Annotated in this window: 11 protein-coding genes; 3 read left to right on the top strand and 8 right to left on the bottom strand. The window is 73.8% G+C overall.

Features of this window, described 5'->3' with window-relative positions; translation table 11 throughout:
* Positions 1 to 136 precede the first annotated feature (136 nt).
* The 6 genes from ABZ567_RS29155 to ABZ567_RS29130 all read right to left on the bottom strand — a co-directional run bounded on the left by ABZ567_RS29155 (position 137) and on the right by ABZ567_RS29130 (position 9,919).
* Positions 137 to 3,088 carry an NHLP bacteriocin export ABC transporter permease/ATPase subunit gene (locus ABZ567_RS29155; RefSeq protein WP_360795376.1) on the bottom strand — a complete coding sequence of 984 codons (2,952 nt, stop codon included), beginning with the start codon at positions 3,086 to 3,088 and terminating at the stop codon, positions 137 to 139.
* A 1-nt stretch (position 3,089) separates the two neighbouring features.
* The gene (locus ABZ567_RS29150) at positions 3,090 to 5,363 is read right to left on the bottom strand and encodes an NHLP family bacteriocin export ABC transporter peptidase/permease/ATPase subunit (protein WP_360795373.1); all 2,274 of its coding nucleotides are present in this window, start codon (positions 5,361 to 5,363) and stop codon (positions 3,090 to 3,092) included.
* Positions 5,360 to 6,139 carry an HlyD family efflux transporter periplasmic adaptor subunit gene (locus ABZ567_RS29145; protein ID WP_360795370.1) on the bottom strand — a complete coding sequence of 260 codons (780 nt, stop codon included), beginning with the start codon at positions 6,137 to 6,139 and terminating at the stop codon, positions 5,360 to 5,362. Before ABZ567_RS29145 ends, ABZ567_RS29150 begins: the two co-directional genes overlap by 4 nt.
* A gap of 119 nt (positions 6,140 to 6,258) precedes the next feature.
* The gene (locus ABZ567_RS29140; protein WP_360795367.1) at positions 6,259 to 6,510 is read right to left on the bottom strand and encodes a hypothetical protein; all 252 of its coding nucleotides are present in this window, start codon (positions 6,508 to 6,510) and stop codon (positions 6,259 to 6,261) included.
* Between the two features lie 440 nt (positions 6,511 to 6,950).
* Positions 6,951 to 7,667, bottom strand: coding sequence for a hypothetical protein (locus ABZ567_RS29135; protein ID WP_360795364.1), 717 nt, complete (start codon positions 7,665 to 7,667; stop codon positions 6,951 to 6,953).
* 266 nt (positions 7,668 to 7,933) lie between these two features.
* The gene (locus tag ABZ567_RS29130) at positions 7,934 to 9,919 is read right to left on the bottom strand and encodes a beta-galactosidase (protein WP_360795361.1); all 1,986 of its coding nucleotides are present in this window, start codon (positions 9,917 to 9,919) and stop codon (positions 7,934 to 7,936) included.
* Positions 9,920 to 10,131: 212 nt separating this feature from the next.
* Here ABZ567_RS29130 and ABZ567_RS29125 point away from each other — a divergent pair, with 212 nt between their 5' ends.
* The gene (locus ABZ567_RS29125; RefSeq protein WP_360795358.1) at positions 10,132 to 12,993 is read left to right on the top strand and encodes a glycoside hydrolase family 3 C-terminal domain-containing protein; all 2,862 of its coding nucleotides are present in this window, start codon (positions 10,132 to 10,134) and stop codon (positions 12,991 to 12,993) included.
* A complete protein-coding gene (gene yicI / locus ABZ567_RS29120) occupies positions 12,990 to 15,272 on the top strand; it encodes an alpha-xylosidase (protein ID WP_360795355.1) in 2,283 nt (760 codons plus the stop codon). Before ABZ567_RS29125 ends, yicI begins: the two co-directional genes overlap by 4 nt.
* Positions 15,273 to 15,300: 28 nt before the next feature.
* Here yicI and ABZ567_RS29115 read toward each other — a convergent pair whose 3' ends face one another.
* Positions 15,301 to 16,515, bottom strand: a complete 1,215-nt coding sequence (locus ABZ567_RS29115) for an ROK family transcriptional regulator (RefSeq protein ID WP_360795353.1) — start codon at positions 16,513 to 16,515, stop codon at positions 15,301 to 15,303.
* Between the two features lie 133 nt (positions 16,516 to 16,648).
* Positions 16,649 to 17,818 carry a xylose isomerase gene (gene xylA / locus ABZ567_RS29110; protein WP_360795351.1) on the bottom strand — a complete coding sequence of 390 codons (1,170 nt, stop codon included), beginning with the start codon at positions 17,816 to 17,818 and terminating at the stop codon, positions 16,649 to 16,651.
* Positions 17,819 to 18,021: 203 nt separating this feature from the next.
* Between xylA and xylB the strand changes: the two genes are divergently transcribed.
* Positions 18,022 to 19,503, top strand: coding sequence for a xylulokinase (gene xylB / locus ABZ567_RS29105; RefSeq protein ID WP_360795478.1), 1,482 nt, complete (start codon positions 18,022 to 18,024; stop codon positions 19,501 to 19,503).
* Positions 19,504 to 19,508 lie beyond the last annotated feature (5 nt).

Below are 19,508 nucleotides of genomic sequence, written 5' to 3'. Positions count from 1 at the left end.
CCGGGCCGACAGGCGCAGACGCATGGGACACCTCCCGCCGATGGCGATGGGGCATGGGCACGGGTATCGGGTCCTGTGGGCCGCTGCTGCTCTCCAGGATGCTCCCGTCCGCGCCGCACGGCACGTCGGAGGGGCGTCAGCCCAGTTGGCGGCGGACCAGCATGTGGAAGAGGCCGGTGGGGTCGGCGAGCAGGTCGGCGGGGGCGCCCTGCTGGACGACGCGGCCGTCCGCCATGACGAGCACGCGGTCGGCGCCCATGATCGTGGACAGGCGGTGGGCGATGACCACGCGGGTGGTGCGCAGGGCACGGGTGGCGTCGATCACCTGGCGCTGGGTCTCGTTGTCGAGGGCACTGGTCGCCTCGTCGAGGTACAGGATCCTGGGCGAGCGGACGAGGGCCTGGGCGATCATGAGGCGCTGGCGCTGGCCCCCGGAGAGGGTGGCGCCGCCGTCGGACAGCATGGTGTGCAGGCCCATCGGCATGGCCCGGACGTCGTCGGCGAGCCCCGCGAGCGTGACGGCCCGCTCAACCTCCTCCAGGGTGTGGTCCTCGGCGCCCCGGACGCATTCGAGGAGGGAGCCGGTCAGGGGCTGGGCGTTCTGCAGGACGACCCCGCACTGGCGCCGTACGGCTGCCAGGTCGAGTGCGGCGAGGTCCTGGCCGTCGTACAGGACGCTGCCCTCGGTGGGCCGGTCGAAGCCGATGAGCAGACGCAGGAGGGTCGACTTGCCGCAGCCGCTGGGGCCGACGATCGCGACGAACTCGCCGGGCCGGACCCGGAGGTCGACGCCGTCGAGGACGAGGGGGCCGTCGGGGCTGTAGCGGTACGAGAGGCCGCGCGCCTCGACGGCGCCGGTGAGCGTGCCGGGGAGGGCGGCTCCGGCGCGTACCTCGGGCGCGGCCTTCAGGATCGGCACGACCTGTTCGAAGACGGGCAGGACGGCGGCGACCGAGAGGAGCGCGCCGGTCGCCTGCGTGACCGAGGAGAGCAGCAGCGTCAGGGCGGTGGAGAACGTGAGGAACGCGGCGGCGGACATCGTGCCGCGCGCGGGCCCGGCGAGCAGCGCGAACATCACCAGGGTGCAGAGCGGCAGGCACACGGCACCCAGGACCGTGAGGGCGTTCTGGATCCGGCCGACGCGCTGCTGGAGCACCCGGGTACGGGCGAACTCCCGCGCCCACGCGGCGTAGGCGAAGCTCTCGGCCGCCGCGACGCGCAGCTTGGGCAGGCCCCGCAGGGTCTGGAAGGTCTGGTTGTCGAGCCGGTTGCCGAGCTCGGTCAGGCGCCGCTGATGACGCAGCTGCCACAGCCCCAGGGTGAGGAGGACCGCGGCGACCACGAGGACGAGCGCGAGGGCCACAAGCGCCAGTTCCACGCTGTGGACGAGGAGCAGGACCAGGTTCACCGTGCCGACGGTGCCGGCCTGCAGGCAGACGGGGGCGATGCCGGACAGCATGCGGCGTACGGCGCTGATACCCATGGCCGCGTTGGCCAGCTCGCCCGTCGAGCGGCCGGTGAAGAAGGTGGCCGGCAGCCGCAGCAGCCGGTCCCAGACGGCGGGCTGGAGGGTGGCCTCGATCCGGCCCTCCATCCGCAGCAGGGCGATGTTCTGCGCCAGCAGCGACGCGGCCCCGACGGCCGTGGCCGCGAGCAGGGCGATCGCCGTGACGACGACGAGGTCGCCGCGCCCCTGTGGTACGTACTGCCCGAGGATCCGGCCGGTGGCCACCGGCACCGTCGCGCCGAGGACGACGGAGACGAGCCCGGCCAGGAGGAGGCCGCGCAGATCCTGGCGGCTGCCGCCCAGGCTGAAGCGAAGGAGTCGCGGCAGACCCGGCCGTCCCTCGGGCAGGGGGCGGTAGAACATGACGGCCCGTCGCTCGAATCCGGCTTCGTTGTCCGCGCCGATCCGCTCCCGCCTGCCACCGGGGTCGGCCGCAATGTAGCCGCCGCGCCGCCACAGCAGGGCGACGGGCGTGCCGTCCGGCTCGCGCCGGCCGAGCAGGGGGCCGCAGTTCTCCCGCCACCAGCGGCCGCGCAGCCCGACGGTGCGGGTGCGGACCCGGGAGGCGCGGGCGAGGCGTTCGACCGGGTCGTTCCGCCCGGGGTCCGTCGTCGATTCCGACGCCCCTCCCGTGCCGGACGGGTCGGCGAGCGTGATGCGGGCGTCCGCGAAGACCAGACGGCAAACGGCCCGGGTCGCGTCCGATGAGCCGCCGCGCCGGGCGCCGCGGCCGGAGCGGCCGAGGGCGGCCAGGAGCGCGCGGTCCCCCTCGCTGTCCGCCGCCCGGCCCGCCGCGAGACCGGCGGCCGCACGGTCCTCGTGGTCGCGCCGGCGCTGCTCGATCCGGTCGTCGAGGGCGTACAGGAGCCGGTGCTGCTGATCCACCATGCCCTGCCACATCGCCGCGTCGACGAGGAGTGTGCCGGCCGGGTGCGACGCGGAGGCGGAGCCGTAGCCGACGCTCCCCGGGGCGACCGGCATCCACACGATCTCGTCGTCCTCCGCGCCCTGCCCGGGGTCGGCGCGGCCGTCGAGCGGAGCCTCGTACAGGACGCGCAGGCCACGGCCGATGCCACGGGCGAAGGCCTCCTTCAGCGGGCTCAGGACCGGCGTCCCGACGGCACCGCCCCCGTACCCGTGGCCGTACGGGTGCCCGTGCCCGTATCCGTACGTGCGGCCGTCCCCGCCCCCGTATCCGTGCTCCTGTCCGTCGTACCAGCCGCCGGGCTGCCGTTCGTCCGGGTACGGAGGGGTGGCCGCCTCGCGCAGTTCGATCCGGCGCAGCAGGCACTCCTGGGACGGGCGGCCGACGAGGGTGTGGCCGGGGCCCTCGGCCGGGCCGAGGAGCAGCGCGCCCGCGTCGAGGCGGCCCAGGAAGTGCCAGGGACCGAGCCCCGCCACGTCGACGGCGAAGAGGTCCAGACGGCCGTGGACGACGAGCCACAGCACCCACGGCCCCTCCAGGGGCAGGCTGCGCAGGCCCGTGCCGTCGACGGGCCTGCCGAGCGCGCCCAGGGCGGTGACCACCGGGTCCGCGTCGGCAGCGGAGGCGGTCGTGGTGGCGGGGCGGGGGGACGTCACCTCAAGCCTCCTTCACCAGGTCCGCGTACCGGCCGCCCGCGGTGAGCAGATACGCGTGCGGCCCGCGCTCCACCACCGTGCCCCGGTCGAGTACGAGGATCTCGTCACTGTCGCGGACCGTGCTGAGCCGGTGGGCGATCACCACGCACGCGCAGCCCCGGCGCCGCAGATTGTCGATGACGGCCCGCTCGGTGTCCGCGTCGAGGGCGCTGGTCACCTCGTCGAGGACGAGGACGGCGGGGTCGCGGACGAGGGCCCGGGCGAGTTCCAGGCGCTGACGCTGGCCGCCGGAGAAGTTCCGGCCGTCCTGCTCGACCCGGCTGTGGATGCCGCCGGGCCGCCGGGACACGACGTCGAGGACGGCGGCGTCGGCGAGCGCCGCGACGACGGCCTCGTCGGGGACGGACGGGTCCCACAGGGCGACGTTGTCGCGGACGGTTCCCTCGAAGAGGAAGACGTCCTGGTCGACGAAGGAGACCGAGGCGGCGAGGGCGCCGCGCGGGATGTCCGCGAGCGGCATCCCGTCGATGCGCAGGGTGCCTTCCCAGGGGGCGTACAGGCCCGCGATGAGTCGGGAGACGGTGGACTTGCCGCTGCCGGAGCCGCCGACGAGCGCGACCTGCTGCCCGGGTCCGACCGTCATCGAGAAGTCCTTGAGCAGGGGCGCGTCCAGGGGGCTGTAGCCGAAGGTGACGTGGTCGAGCCGGACGTGACCGACGAGGCGGCGGGCTGGACCGGGGGGCTCGCGGCGGGTGTGGACCGGATCGACCGGGAAGCTCTCGACGTCCCTGAGGCGGGCGACGTCGACGGCGAAGTCCTGCGCGCGGCCGACGACGCCGCCCAGACGGGCGATCGGCGCGGTGAAGGCCGTCACCAGGGCCTGGAAGGCGACGAGCAGACCGACCGTCAGATGACCCTCGACGGCCCGCAGTCCGCCGATCATCAGGATCAGGGCGCTGTTGGCGGCGGCGAGCGTCGGCGCGACGACCGCGAGGAAGGCGGTGGGCACGCCGAGGCGCTGCTGTACGTCGAGGGTGACGGCGTGCTGGCCCGCCCAGCGGCGGAAGAAGCCGTCCTCGCCGCCCGTCGCCTTGATGGTCTCGATGAGCTGGAGCCCGCCGTACGAGGTGTTCGCGAGGCGGGCGCTCTCGGCGCGCAGCTTCCCGGCGCCCGTGGCCCGCACGAGGACCGTGATCCGCATCGCCACCATGTTCAGGAGGGCCACGCCGACGCCGACGACCGTGAGCTGGGGGTCGTACGTCCACAGCAGGACGGCGTACAGCAGGACGACGAGGGCGTCGACGCCGGCCGCCGACAGGTCGCGGGCGAGGGTCTCGGCGACGGTGTCGTTGGACCGCAGCCGCTGGACCAGGTCGGCCGGGCCGCGCTGGGCGTAGAAGGAGACGGGTAGGCGGAGCAGGTGCCGCAGGAAGCGGGCGCCGGTCAGGGTCGAGGAGACGATCCGCCCGCGCAGGAGGTTGGCCTGCTGGAGGGCGGTGAGCGTGGCGGTGAGCACCAGCGCGACGGCCATGCCGGCGAGCAGCACGCCCACGAGGGAGGACCGCCCGCCGATGAGGAACATGTCGATGTACGTACGGCTCAGGGCGGGGACCCACGCGCCGACGACGACCAGGAGGAGGCTGGCGAGGACGGCGGCGGCCATGGTGCCGGACATGCCGCGCAGCCGGCCCGGCACGGCGCCGAGGAGCCCGGGCCTGCGGCCCCCGCGCCGGAAGTCGGGGCCGGGTTCGAGGACGAGGACGATGCCGGTGAAGGCGGTGTCGAACTCCTCCATGGGTACGAACCGGCGGCCCTTGCCGGGGTCGTTGACGTGCACGCCCCGGCGGCCGGGGCGACGGGTCATGCCGTCGTAGACGACGTAGTGGTTGAACTCCCAGAACAGCACGGCCGGAGCGGCGACGCCCGCGAGGGCGGCGAGGTCCATCTGCATGCCCTTGGCCCGGAGGCCGTAACTCCGTGCCGCCTTCAGCAGGTTGCTCGCCCGCGAGCCGTCGCGCGAGACGCCGCAGGCGATGCGGAGCTCCTCCAGCGGCACGAACCGGCCGTAGTGGGCGAGCACCATGGCGAGGGCGGCCGCTCCGCACTCCACGGCCTCCATCTGGAGGACGGTGGGGGTACGGACGGGGCGCGGGGTTCTGCCCCGGGGCGCGGCCGCGCGGCGGCGGTTCCGCGGGGCGTGCGCCGGGGTCCGCGCGGCGGCGCGGGTACGGGTGACGGGCCGGGTACGGCGGTCGTGCGGAGCGGCGCGGTTCACGGGAGCAGCCAGTCGACGGGGCGGTGTGCGGAGAGGTGGACGGCGCCGGTGACCGGCGTACCCGAGGCGGCGGCGCCCGGGGGGCCGTCGGTGGCGGACGGGCGTTCCAGGGAGACGAGGACGGCCACCGGGGCGCCCTCGCGGGTGAACTCGGCGGCGAGCCGGTCGTCTCCGAGGAAGGCGGCGATCTGCGCCGGGGTCTGGGGTGCGCCGCCCACGGAGGCGATGCGGCCGCGCAGGGTGCCGTTCGTGCTCCGCGCCGCCGAGCGGACGCCGACGTCCACGGGGGCGCCGACGCGGAGGGAGGCGGTGTCGCCGCCCTGGACGTAGAGGACGGCCATGAGCGGATCGTGCGGGTCCGTGACCCGTTCGACGGTGGCGATGTCGGCGCCCGTCGTCACGACCGCGCCGGTGCGGGCGAGGAGCGCCGTCAGACGGCCCGCGGCGACCGCGCGCACGGGCCGGTCGCCCTGTGCCGTGCGGACGACGACGAGCGGTGCGCCGGCGGCGACCCGCGCGCCCTCGGTGACGAGGACCTGGGTCACCTGCCCGGCGACGGGGCTCTGCAGCAGGTACCTGCCCTGGGCGTGGGTGAGGACGCCGGGGGCGGAAAGCCGGTCGGTGACGGTGCCGGTGAAGGCCCAGAAGCACGCGGCGGCCACGACGAGTGCGGTGACCGCCAGGACGAGCCGTCCCTGCGGGCGCGCGAAGCGCACGGGCAGTTCGAGTTCCTCGGGTGACTGCAGCTTGGAAAGGGCCTTCTGGCGGAATTGCATGGGCTGCTGACTGTTCCTTCGCCTGCATTCGTTTCACCGCGTGCGCGCACCGCATGGGCGATTCCGCCGTGAATCCCGGAACGGGATGAAGATTCCGGGATTCACGGCGGAGGGCTCACTCAGAGACCGGCGAGACCGGTGACGGCGCCGGTGTTCACCGACACGCCGGTGATGCCCTGGGCCAGGCCGGGGACGCCGCCGACGAGGCCCTCGACGCCCTGCACGGTCTGCAGGTTGCCGACGGTGCCGAGCAGGTTGGTGACGTCGCCGGTCGCGGCGCCGGCGAGACCGCCGTTGACGCTGACGAGACCGCCGGAGACGGCGTCGAGCTCGGTGTCGTCGATCTCGCGGGTCTCGATGTCGTTACGCATGGGGCGCACCTTTCGTGTCCATGGGGGGAATCCATTGCCGCGGCTGCCCGGAGGGTGGCGGACAGGTGGGGGAAGCCATTCCTCCGCTTCGCTGCGGCGTGCCCGATCAAAGCACGCGAACGGGTGGCCGAGCTAACTCGGTTGACGCCCTTTCGGATCCGGATGTGACGCCCGGGAGGCGGGCGTGCAGCTTGTTTCACCGAACGCCGACAAATTCTCCGCAGGACCGGGTAACAGATTCGCGCGATGCGGGACGCGGGCGGGACGAAGCGGGCGGAACAGGGGCAAGAAGGCGCGGCCGTCCGGCCGTTCCGGGGAGCCCGGGAGGAGGCTGTGCCCGCGTCACGCACACCATGTGCAGGTTTCCGGAAGACGACCGTGCGGCGCCACCACCCCACGTGGTGGCGCCGCGTCGGACGCGAGCGGTCAGCGGAGCACCGTCACCTGCCGTACCACCCGTTGTGGATCGTCAGCGTCGACGTGTTGTCCTGCTTGTCCGTGACCTGGGCGGAGAGCGAGATGCCCCGGTCCTTCGCCGGGCTCTTCACGGAGATCCTGCCGTTCGTGACCGTCACGGGCCGCCAGGTCCTCCCGTCGTCGTAGCTCACGGAGACGGACACGGCCAGCGACCCGCGGTTCCGCCCGGCCGCCGCGCCCTGCTCGGTCACCGGGACCAGGACGGACAGGCCCGCCGGGGCGCGCGAGGCCAGGTCGACGGGGCGCGCGAAGCGGACCGTGGACACGGGCAGCGCCGTGGTGGCCGTGACCTGCTTCGAACGGAACGTGAAGCCGGCGTCGACACGGGTGGAGGCGGCGGCGATGTCCGCCGAGCGCTCCACGGACGTCGTCAGCCGGTACTCGGCGTCGGCGGCGTCGACCGGGAAGGGCCGCGCGCCGGTCAGCGGGTCGTCGTTCTCGGCGACCTTGACGCCGTCGCGGTACAGCGTCGTGGTGGCCGAGGTGTGCGGTGTGAGACCCGCGTGCCCCGCCCCGTCGGCGAACAACGGAAGGGAGCCGACGAGTCGCTGCTCGCCGGTGACGGGGTCGGGCGCGGTGCGGAAGACGCCCATGTCCTCGCCGAGCAGCGGGCCGAAGACGCCCGGGGTGAACGTCTCCCGGTACGTCCGGCCGGCCTCGTGGCGCTTCGGCCGGACCATCGCGTAGGCGCCCTCGAAGGCCGGGCCCCACTCGTCGGGCTCGCCGAACTGGTTGGCCCTGGTCAGCCAGCTGACACCGTCGGCGGTGGAGACGTGGAAGGTGCGGATGCCCGCCGTCGCCTGGTACGCGGAGAACCCGGTGCCCTCCGGCGCGCCCGGCAGATGGGGATAGGGGGAGGCGAGCGGGGACGGCCGGCCGCGCGGTCGGAGCGCGCCCCTGTCCTTGGCCGTATCCGCTCGTCCTGTCGAGGGGGGAGCCGCCGGGTTCAGCGGGCGCGCAGCACCGCGCAGCCGCCGGGCGGGAGCAGGTGTGCGGGGCCGCCCGTCAGCAGGTCGTGGGCCGGGTCCGGCAGCTGCACGGTGTCGGCACGGTGGTTCACGAGGACGTGCCAGCGGCGGCCGTCATCCGCGTGACGGGTGACGGCCTCGACACCGGACGGCAGGCCCGGCAGCTCCGCGGCCACCCCGGCTTCGTCGAGCAGCCGGGAGACCAGGGCCGCGTAGCCGGTGTCGTCGAGACGGGTGGAGAGGTACCAGCCGGCTCCGGCCCCGAACCCGTGGCGGGTGAGGGCCGGGCCGCCGGCGAGCATGCCCCCGGTGTACGTGGCGAGGGCCTCGGCGCCCTCCGTACGCAGGGACTCGCTCCAGGCGGTGCCGTGCGAGCCGTCGGAGAGGACGATCTCCTCGCCCCGCCGCAGCGGGCGGTACTCCTCGATCCGGATGCCCAGCGCCTCACGGAGCGGCGCGGCCGGGTAGCCGCCGAGGCGGGCGTGGAGGCGCTCGTCGACGGCGCCGCCGTAATGCTGGACGAGCAGCGTCCCCCCGTCGGCGACATGGCGGCGCAGGTTCGCGGCGCCCGCGTCACCGAGCAGGAACAGGGCCGGGGCGAGGACGAGCCGATAGCGGCTCAGGTCGTGCTCGGGGTGGGCGAAGTCCACCGTCACCCCGGCGTCCCACAGCGCCCGGTGGGCGCGGCGCAGCGTGCCGTGGTAGTCGAGTTCGGCCGACGGCAGCCCGTCGACGTCGAGGGCCCACCACGCGTCGGAGTCGTGCAGGACGGCGACCTCGGCGCGGACCGTGGAACCGGCGAGCTCGCCGAGGCGGCCCACCTCCTCGCCGACGGCCGAGACCTCGCGGAAGAGGCGGCTGTCCGGCCCCGCGTGCGGGACCATCGCGGAGTGCCACTGCTCGGAGCCCGCCCGGGACTGGCGCCACTGGAAGAACATCGCGCCCTCCGAGCCGCGGGCGATGTGGCCGAGGGTGTGGCGGCGGATGTCGCCCGGCTCCTTGCCGAGGACGCGGTCGCCCCCGTACACGGTGTTCGTGCCCTGCTCCATCAGCAGCCAGGGCGCGCCGCCGCCGAACGAGCGGGCCCGGTCGGCGCCGAAGGCGGTGTCGGCGGCGGCGTCGATCCCGGGCGCCGCCGGGTAGTGGTCGACGGCCACCAGGTCGACCTCGCGGCCGAAGGCCCACAGGTCCAGGTTCTGGTAGGCGGGCAGCATGAGGTTGGTCGTCACCGGCCGGTCGCTGTGGGCCCGGATCGCGTCACGCTGCTCGCGGTACGCGGTGAGGGCCTCGTCCGACCAGAAGCGGCGGAAGTCCAGGGCCTGACCGGGGTTCTTGTGCCACTGGGTGGCGCGGGGCGGCAGGACCTGTTCCCACGCGGTGTACCGCTGGCTCCAGAACGCCGTCCCCCAGGCCTCGTTGAGGGCGTCGAGGGAGCCGTGCCGGGCCCGCAGCCAGACCCGGAACGCGGCCGCGGTGTGCCCGCACCAGCAGAGCGTCGCGTACTCGTTGTGGACGTGCCACAGGGCGAGCGCGGGATGGTCGCCGTAGCGTCCGGCGAGCGCGCGCGCCACGCGGAGCGCGGCCCGGCGGTAGGCGGGCGCGGCGAGGCAGTACGTGTCCCGGCTGCCGTGGGTGAGCCGGGTGCCGTCGGGGGAGACCGGCAGGGCGTCGGGGTGGGCGAGGGTGAACCAGGGCGGCGGGGAGGCGGTCGGGGTGGCGAGGTCGACGGCGACACCGGCCGCGTGCAGCCGGTCGAGGTGGGAGTCGAGCCAGCCGAAGTCGTAGCGGCCCTCCTCGGGTTCGAGCAGGGCCCAGGAGAAGACGCCCACGGTGGTCAGGTTGACCCGGGCCCGGCGCATCAGCTCGTCGTCCTCCTTCCACACCTCCGCGTCCCACTGCTCCGGGTTGTAGTCCCCGCCGAAGGCGAGACCCTCGAGCCGGTCGGTCAGGCGGCGCGTCGTCATAGGAGCCACATCCCTCTGGAGTCGTCGACATCGATGCGTCGAAGCGCTTGGACGCCGGGGCGAGGCTAGTGACGCCCTTCCCGTTCGACAAGAGTCCCGGCACAACCAAAAAGCCCTGGAGCAGCAGTGGTTGACAGTGCCACCGGATCCTGTCAGCGTCGAAGCGCTTCGACGAAGAGTCGTTCCACCCAGCCTGCCGAGGGGTTGCCCACGTGAGTTCCCTGTCCGCGTCCGCGGCCGATCCGCCGCCCTTCCGCGATCCCGCGCTGCCGCTGCGCCGACGCGTCGACGACCTGCTCGCACGGCTCACCCCCGACGAACGGCTCGCGATGCTCCACCAGTACGCGCCGGCCGTCCCGCGCCTCGGCGTCGCCTCCTTCCGTACCGGCAGCGAGGCGCTCCACGGCGTCGCCTGGCTGGGAGAGGCGACGGTCTTCCCGCAGGCCGTCGGCCTCGGCGCCGGCTGGGACGAGGGCCTGGTGCACCGGGTCGCCGAGGCGGTCTCGGTCGAACTGCGCGCCTTCCACCGCCACCGCCCTCCGGTGACCGCCCCCGACCGCGCCCCCACCAGCCTCCAGGCCTGGGCCCCCGTCCTCAACCTGCTGCGCGACCCGCGCTGGGGGCGCAACGAGGAGGGCTACTCCGAGGACCCGACGCACACCGCCCGTCTCGGCGAGGCCTACTGCCGGGGCCTGTCCGGCGACCACCCGACCTACCTCCGCGCGGCCCCGGTGCTCAAGCACTTCCTCGCCTACAACAACGAGGACGAACGCTGCACCACTTCCTCGGGGCTGCGTCCGCGCGTGCTGCACGAGTACGACCTCGCCGCCTTCCGCCCCGTCGTTGCCGCCGGCGTCGCGACCGGCGCCATGGCCGCGTACAACCTGGTCAACGGCCGCCCCTGCCATGTCAGTCCGCTCATCGAGGACGAACTCCGCCGCTGGGCGCTGCCCACCGGCCACGAACTGTTCGTGGTCAGCGACGCCGAGGCCCCGTCCAACCTCGTCGACCCCGAGCACTACTACGACGACCACGTCGAGTCCCACGCGGCGGCGCTCAAGGCCGGCATCGACAGCTTCACCGACCACGGCGAGGACAGCGCCACACCGGTGAGCCGACTGCGCGAGGCGCGGGAACGCGGCCTGATCGACGAGACGGACATCGACCGCGCGGTCCGGCGGCAGCTCGAACTCCGCTTCCGACTCGGCGAGTTCGACCCGGACCTCGACCCCTACGCCGGCATCGGGCCCGAGGTGATCGACTGCTCCGCGCACCGCGCCCTGGCGCGGCGCGCCGCCACCGAAACGGTCGTCCTGCTCAAGAACGACGGGCTGCTGCCGCTCGACCCGGCACGGACACCGCGGATCGCCGTCGTCGGCCCGCTCGCCGACACGCTCTGCGAGGACTGGTACAGCGGCACCATGCCGTACCAGGTCGGCATCGCCACCGGACTCGCCGCGGCCCTCGACGCCCACGGCGGCGAGGTCATCCGTGCGGACGGCTCGGACCGGATCGCCCTGCGTTCCCGCACCACCGGCGAACTCCTGTGCAAGACCCCCTTCGACGTCGTCGACTGGGGCCACGGCGTACTGACGCTGCGCGCGGCCGACACCGGCCGCCACCTGACCCTCAAGGACGACGCCTCCCTCGCGGCCGACCAGGAACGGCTCAAGAGCTGGGAGATCCACGAGACCTTCCGTCTGGAACCGGCGGACGACGGCGACCTCCGGCTGCGCTCCGTCCTCACCGGCCGCTACGCCACCGTGGACCCGGCGGACGGCCGGGTGACCGTCACCGCCGAGACCCCGGACGCAGCCGAACCCTGGCGACGGGAACTGCTCCGCGACGGCGCGGCCGAGGCGCGGACGGCCGCCGAAGCGGCCGACGCGGCGATCGTCGTCCTCGGCAACCATCCGCTGATCAACGGCCGGGAGACCGAGGACCGGGCGGGCATCGACCTGCCGGAGACACAACAGGAACTGCTGCGCACGGTCGCGGCCGTCCGCCCGGAGACGGCCCTGCTCGTGATGAGCAGCTACCCGTACGCCGTCGACTGGGCCGACCGGCACCTGCCCGCGGTGGTGTGGACGTCCCACGGCGGGCAGGAGACCGGCCACGCGCTGGCGGCGGTGCTGCTCGGCCGGGCCGAGCCCGGGGGCCGCCTGCCGCAGACCTGGTTCCGGGGGGACGACCCGCTGCCGGACCCGCTCGACTACGACGTCATCAAGAGCGGCTGGACCTACCAGTACCACCGGGCCGCCCCCCTCTACCCCTTCGGCCACGGGCTGTCCTACACCGACTTCTCCTACTCCGACCTGCGCCTTTCGCGTCCCTCGATCACCCAGGACGGCACGGTCGACGTCGCGGTCACCGTCACCGACACCGGCCCGCGGCCCGGCAGCGACGTGGTCCAGCTCTACGTCCGGGCCCTGGACGCCCGCTACGACGCCCCCCGGCTGCGCCTCGTCGACTTCCGCAAGGTCCGCCTCGAACCCGGGGAGAGCCGGGAGGTGACGTACCGGCTGCCCGCCGAACGGCTCGCCCACTGGGACGTCTCCACCGGGGCCTTCACCGTCGACCCCGGCGGATACGAGATCGTCGTCGCCCGCTCCGCCGGGCACCCCGTCCTCACCGCACCGCTCACCGTGACCGGGCCCGCCCCCGGGCCCCGCGCGGCCGTCGGCCGCCGGCTCCGGGCCGTCGACTTCGACGACCACGCCCACACCGTCCTCGTCGACGCCACCCGCACCAGCGGCGACGCCGTCACACCGGCCGACCCGACGCGGCCCGCGACCCTCCTCTTCCGCGACGTCGACCTCACCGGAGCCGTACGCGTGGAGGTCGAGACCGCCCGCGAGGACGAGGGGCAGGGGGAGGCGCGCCTCGAACTCCACGCCGGTGAACAGCTCCTGGCGGAGATCACGGTGCCGGTCACGGGCGACCGCCACACCTGGACGACCGGCACGGCGCCGCTCACCGCTCCGCCGGACGGTGTCCACGACCTGCGACTGACCCTGCACGGCGCCTTCCGCGTCGCCGCCTTCCGCTTCGACGCCCCGGCAGGCACCCGATGAAGTTCACCGACGGGTACTGGCTGACGCGCCCCGGCCACACCGCCCGCTACGCCGCCGAGGTCGCGGACGTCACGGCCGAGGAGCACCGGTTGACGCTCTACGCGCCGGTGAAACGGGTGCGCGGCCGCGGCGACACCCTCAACAGTCCGCTGCTCACCGTCGAGTGCTGGTCGCCGGCCGAGGGCGTGATCGGGGTGCGCACCACCCACCACGCGGGTTCACCACGGCGCGGGCCGGAGTTCGCGCTGCCCGGGGCGGAGCAGGGCGCCGGCACGGTCCGCAGGGACGGCGAGGTCGTCGAACTCCGCTCCGGTGAGCTGGCGTTGCGGGTGGACACCGCCGAACCGTGGCGCCTCGACTTCACCGCCGACGGACGGGTGCTGACCTCCGCGGGGGCGCGCGGCACCGGCTTCGTCACCGACGGCGACGGCCGGCACTTCATGCTCGGGCAGCTCTCCCTCGGCGTGGGCGAGTCGGTCTACGGGCTGGGGGAGCGGTTCACCCCGTTGGTCCGGAACGGGCAGACGGTGGACATCTGGCAGGCCGACGGCGGCACCAGCAGCGAACAGGCGTACAAGAACGTCCCCTTCCACCTGACCAACCGGGGCTACGGCGTCTTCGTCAACCACCCCGGCAAGGTCAGCTACGAAGTCGGCTCCGAAGCGGTGGGCCAGGTGCAGTTCAGCGTCGAGGACCAGTCCCTCGAGTACTTCGTCGTCCACGGCCCGACCCCGAAACGCGTCCTGGAGCGGTACACGGCCCTCACCGGACGCCCCGCCCTGCCCCCGGCCTGGGCGCTCGGACTCTGGCTGACCACCTCCTTCACCACCGACTACGACGAGGCCACCGTCAACCGCTTCGTCGGCGGCATGGCCGAGCGAGGCATCCCCCTGAGCGTCTTCCACCTCGACTGCTTCTGGATGCGCGCCCACCAGTGGTGCGACTTCACCTGGGACGCCGACACGTTCCCCGACCCGGTCGGCATGCTGGCCCGGCTCAAGGAACGGGGACTGCGGATCAGCGCCTGGATCAACCCGTACATCGCGCAGAAGTCGGCTCTGTTCGAGGAGGGCATGCGGGAAGGACACCTCGTGCGCCGCCCGGACGGCAGCGTATGGCAGTGGGACCTGTGGCAGCCCGGCATGGCCCTGGTGGACTTCACCGACCCCGCCGCCCGCGACTGGTACGCCGGCAAGCTGCGCACCCTGCTCGACCAGGGCGTGGACTGCTTCAAGACCGACTTCGGCGAACGGATCCCCACCGACGTCGTCTGGCACGACGGCTCCGACCCGGAGCGGATGCACAACTACTACACCCAGCTGTACAACCGGACCGTCTTCGAGCTGCTGCGCGAGGTACGCGGGGAGGGCGAGGCCCTCCTCTTCGCCCGCTCCGCCACCGCCGGCGGCCAGCAGTACCCGGTGCACTGGGGCGGCGACTGCGAGTCGCACTTCAACGCGATGGCGGAGTCACTGCGCGGCGGACTCTCCCTCGGCCTGTCCGGCTTCGGCTTCTGGAGCCACGACATCGGCGGCTTCGAGGGCACCCCGACCCCCACCGTCTTCAAACGCTGGGTGCAGTTCGGCCTCCTCTCCTCGCACAGCCGCCTGCACGGCAGCACGTCCTACCGCGTCCCGTGGGACTACGGGGAGGAGGCCGTCGAGGTCACCCGCGCGTTCACCCTGCTCAAACACCGCCTCGCCCCCTACCTCCAGCGCGCCGCCCGACAGGCGCACACCAGCGGCACCCCCGTCATGCGGGCCATGGTCCTGGAGTTCCCCGACGATCCGGCCGCCGCGACGCTCGACCGGCAGTACATGCTCGGCGACGACCTGCTCGTCGCCCCGGTCTTCACCGACGACGGCACGGTCGAGTACTACGTGCCCGAAGGACCGTGGACGAACGTCCTCACCGGCGCCGTGACCACCGGCCCCCGCTGGGTCCGCGAGCGGCACGACTTCCACACCCTGCCGCTCCTGGCCCGCCCCGACTCCGTCATCCCGCTCGGCGCCGACGACCAGCACCCCGTCTCGAACTGGCCGGACGGAGTCGAACTGCGCGTGCACGCCTTCGCCGACGGCGCCGAGCGGACCCTCGTGATCCCGGACACCGACGGCCCCGACGAGGCGGCCCGCTTCCGCCTGCGCCGTCAGGGAGACCGCCTCCGGGTGAGCACCGACAGCCGGCACCCCTGGCACCTCCGGGTCGGCGGCCCCGACGGCGTCCTCCACTCCCGGCCCGCCGACACCCCGGAGGCGGACCTCCCCTACCCGGGCTGAACCGGGGGCGGCGCCGGCGAGGCGTACGTCAGCGGCCGACACGACCCGGATCGGCGAAGACCTCCTCGACGATGACGCCCGCGGCGCCCCGGACCGCGGCCGCGAAGCCGAACGCGGACCCGGTGACGCGGCAGAGCGCCGCGTCACCGGCCACCACCTGCGCCCGCAGCTCCCTCATGGCCGCGGGCAGGAGGTAGGGAGCGACCGAGGCGAAGTAACCGCCCAGGACGATCACTTCGGGGTTGAGGAGGTTCACCGGGATCGCAAGACCCGTGCCGAGCCAGCGGCCGATCTCGTCCAGGCCCGCCAGCGTCCGCGGGTCGCCGGAAGCGGCCCGCCGCATCAGCTCCGCCGCCTGCTCCTGGGGATCCCACGCCGCCCCGCCCGCCTCGCCCGCCGCGAGGGTCAGATCGGGCGCGGCGGTACGGAGCGCCGCGGGAAGCGCCACCTTCGTCTCGAGACAGCCGGTACGCCCGCAGGCGCACCGCGCCCCCGCCGGGTCGATCTGTACGTGCCCGAGTTCGCCGCTGAAGCCGGAGGCGCCGCGCAGCAGCCGTCCGCCGGAGACGATGCCCGCGCCCATGCCCGCCTCGCCCGTGACGTACACGAGGTCCGTGACACCGGCGTGGGAGTGGTCCCACTCGGCGAGCGCGGCCAGGTTGGCCTCGTTGTCGACGACGACGTCCAGGTCGTCGGGCAGCGCCGCCATGGTCCGCAGCAGCTCGGCGACCGGGACGTCGTCCCAGTGGAGGTTGGGCGCGGAGCGGACCCGGCCGGTGGCCACGGCCACGGGCCCCGGCACGGCCACCCCCACGCCCGCCACCCGGACGCCCGCGCGTCCGGCGTGCTCGACCAGTTCCCCGGCGAGTGAGGCGAGGGCGCGGATCGTCTCCTCGGCGCCCCGCGTCGTCGCGTCGTGCACGAGGCGACGCTCCTGGAGGGTCCGCCCGGCCAGATCCACCGAGCAGGCGGCGAGGTAGCGGGAGTTGATCTCCAGGCCCAGGGCGCCCACCGTACGTCCGTCGAGCTCCAGGTGCCGCCCCGGGCGGCCGACCGAGCCGTCCTGCTGGAAGTCCGCCTCCCGTACGAGCCCGTGCTCGATCAGCTCGCCCACCAGGCTGGAGACGGTCGCCCGGGTGAGACCGGTGCTCCTGGCCACGGTCGCCCGGGACGCCGGACCGGAGGAGCGGACCTCGGCCAGGACCAGGGCGAGGTTGGCACGCCGCACCGACACCTGGTCCATCGGACTCCCCTGGGCGCGGGTCGGCCTGTCGGCACTTGAGGACACGTGGAGACTCCCTGGCTGCGGAAACGGACTCGTCACTGCGGCCGATCATGCCCTGTCGACCGGCCGCGGCCCGGACGACCCCGACCGGTCAGCGCACCCCGAGCAGGTGCTCCAGGGCCAGCTGGTCGAGGTGCTCGAAGGCCATGGACCTCGCCGCTGCGGCGTCCGGGTCGAAGCTCTCGTACGCCGTGGGGTCGGCGAGCAGTCCGGCGAGGCCGTCCGCGGCCGTGGGGACGGCCAGCTCGGGGAGCCGGGAGGCGGCGAGGGCCGCGACGACGTCGGGGTCGGCACGGAACGCCGCCGCGCGCTCCTTCAGGATCAGGTAGTTGCGCATGCAGTTCTTGGCGGACTCCCAGACGCCGTCGGCGCCGTCCGTCCGTACCGGCTTGAAGTCGAAGTGGCGCGGGCCGTCGTACCCGGCCGTCTCCAGCAGGTCCACCAGCCAGAAGGCCTGACGCAGATCGCCCGCGCCGAAGCGGAAGTCCTGGTCGTACTTGATGCCCGACTGTCCGTTGAGGTCGATGTGGAACAGCTTGCCCGCCCACAGCGCCTGGGCGATGCCGTGCGGGAAGTTGAGACCGGCCATCTGCTCGTGGCCCGTCTCCGGGTTCACGCCGACCAGCTCCGGGCGCTCCAGGCGCTCGATGAAGGCCAGGGCGTGCCCGATGGTGGGCAGCAGGATGTCGCCGCGCGGCTCGTTCGGCTTGGGCTCGATCGCGAACCGGAGGTCGTAGCCCTGCTCGGTGACGTACTGGCCGAGCAGGTCGAAGGCCTCCTTCATGCGGTCGAGCGCGACCCGCACGTCCTTCGCCGCCCCGGACTCGGCGCCCTCCCGGCCCCCCCAGGCGACGTACACGGTGGCGCCGAGTTCGACGGCGAGGTCGATGTTGCGGAGGGTCTTGCGGAGGGCGAAGCGGCGGACGTCCCGGTCGTTGGCGGTGAAGCCGCCGTCCTTGAAGACCGGGTGGGTGAAGAGGTTCGTGGTCGCCATCGGCACCGTGAGGCCCGTGCGGTCGAGGGCGGTCCTGAACCGCTTCACGGCCGCGTCGCGCTCGGCCTCGGCGGCGCCGAAGGGGATGAGGTCGTCGTCGTGGAACGTGACGCCGTACGCGCCGAGCGCCGCGAGCCGCTCGACCGCCTCCACCGGGTCGAGAGCGGGGCGGGTGGCCTCCCCGAAGGGGTCACGGCCCTGCCAGCCGACGGTCCACAGACCGAAGGTGAAGCGGTCGCCGGGGGTGGGGGAGAAACGCTCGGACATGGGGTCGCTCCTCTGGGCTGCAACAGGAACCAATTTGTTTGACCTCAAAACTAATAGCCCACGCGGGGTCCCGGAGCAAGCCTCCCTTCCTGCTCGCCTCTTCTCGATCGTCCCGTTCTGCCGCTTGACGTGCGGGTACGGGGCGACCTCTAATTTGTTCATCGGTTTTCCAAAATTCGTCTTCCCGTACGAGGTGCGCCGTGCTGACAGCCCCCGTCGTCATCGGCGTGGACAGCTCCACGCAGTCCACGAAGACCGTCGTCATCGACGCCGGGAGCGGCGGGATCCTGGGTGTCGGCCGCGCCCCCCACACCGTCACGGGCGAGTCGGGAGCCCGCGAGACGGACCCGGAGATCTGGTGGGCGGCGCTCCGCTCCTCCCTGGCCGCGGCCCTCGACACCTCCGGCGTCTCCCCGGCGGCCGTGGCCGGCCTCGCGGTCGCCGGGCAGCAGCACGGCCTGGTCGTGCTCGACGCCGCGGGCCGCCCGCTGCGCCCCGCGCTCCTCTGGAACGACACGCGGTCGGCGCCCCAGGCCGCGGCCCTGACACGGGCCCTGGGCGGCCCCGACGCCTGGCTGGACCGCACCGGTTCCGTACCCGTCGCCTCCATGACCGCCACCACATGGCAGTGGCTGCGCGAGCACGAGCCGGCCGTGGCCGAGAAGACCGCCGGGGTGCGCCTGCCGCACGACTTCCTCACGGAGCGCCTCTGCGGGGTGGCGGTCACCGATCCCGGCGACGCCTCGGGCACCTGCTGGTACGACACCCGCACGAACTCCTACGACCCGGCGCTGATGGAACTCGTCGGGCTCGACCCCGCGCTGTTGCCGGTGGTCGCCACGGGCGGCGGCGAACGTGCGGGCTCCCTGACGAAGGCCGCCGCGGCCTTCCTGGGTCTGCGTCCCGGCATCCCCGTCGCCGCCGGGACCGGCGACAACATGGCGGCGGCGGTCGGACTCGGCCTCGGAGGAGCGGGGCTGCTCGACCACCCCGTGGTCAGCCTGGGGACGTCCGGCACCGTCTTCACCGCCACCCGCACCCGGCCGACCGCCGCCGGGCTCGCCGGATTCGCGTCCACGGACGGGGTGTACCTGCCGCTCGGATGCACCCTCAACTGCACCCAGGCGATCGACAAGATCGCGAACCTCCTGGGCCTCGGACGGGAGGACGCCGAGCCCGGAGGGGACGTGGTCGTGCTCCCGTATCTCGACGGAGAGCGCTCCCCCGATCTGCCGCACGCCTCCGGTCTGCTCACGGGCCTCCGGCACGCGACCGGCTCCCGGCAGATCCTCGGAGCGGCGTACGAAGGCGCGGTGTTCACGCTGCTGCGGGTCCTGGACGACCTGTTCGCGGCCACGGGTCACGACCCCGAGTCGTCCGACGTGCGCGAACGGCCCCTCCGGCTGATCGGGGGCGGCGCGAAAGGGACCGCGTGGATCGAGACCGTCCGCAGACTCTCCGGACGTCCCGTCGTGATCCCGGTCGGCGAGGAACTGGTCGCCGTGGGAGCCGCCGCACTCGCGGCGGGCGCCGCCTGGGGCGACGACCCGGTCGCGGTGGCGAACCGGTGGGGCGCCGGGCGCGGCAGGGAACTGCCCGCGGTGCGAAGGGACGTCACCGCCTGGCGGCGCATCGAGGCCGCCTTCGGGGAGGTCTCGGGGCTGCTCACGGCGGGGAGAGGCTGAAGAGG

The sequence above is a fragment of the Streptomyces sp. NPDC016459 genome (assembly GCF_040632845.1).
In the GTDB taxonomy this organism is placed as follows: domain Bacteria; phylum Actinomycetota; class Actinomycetes; order Streptomycetales; family Streptomycetaceae; genus Streptomyces.
The sequence above is the reverse complement of the archived record's forward strand: the minus strand, read 5'-3'. Positions and strand labels throughout refer to the sequence as shown.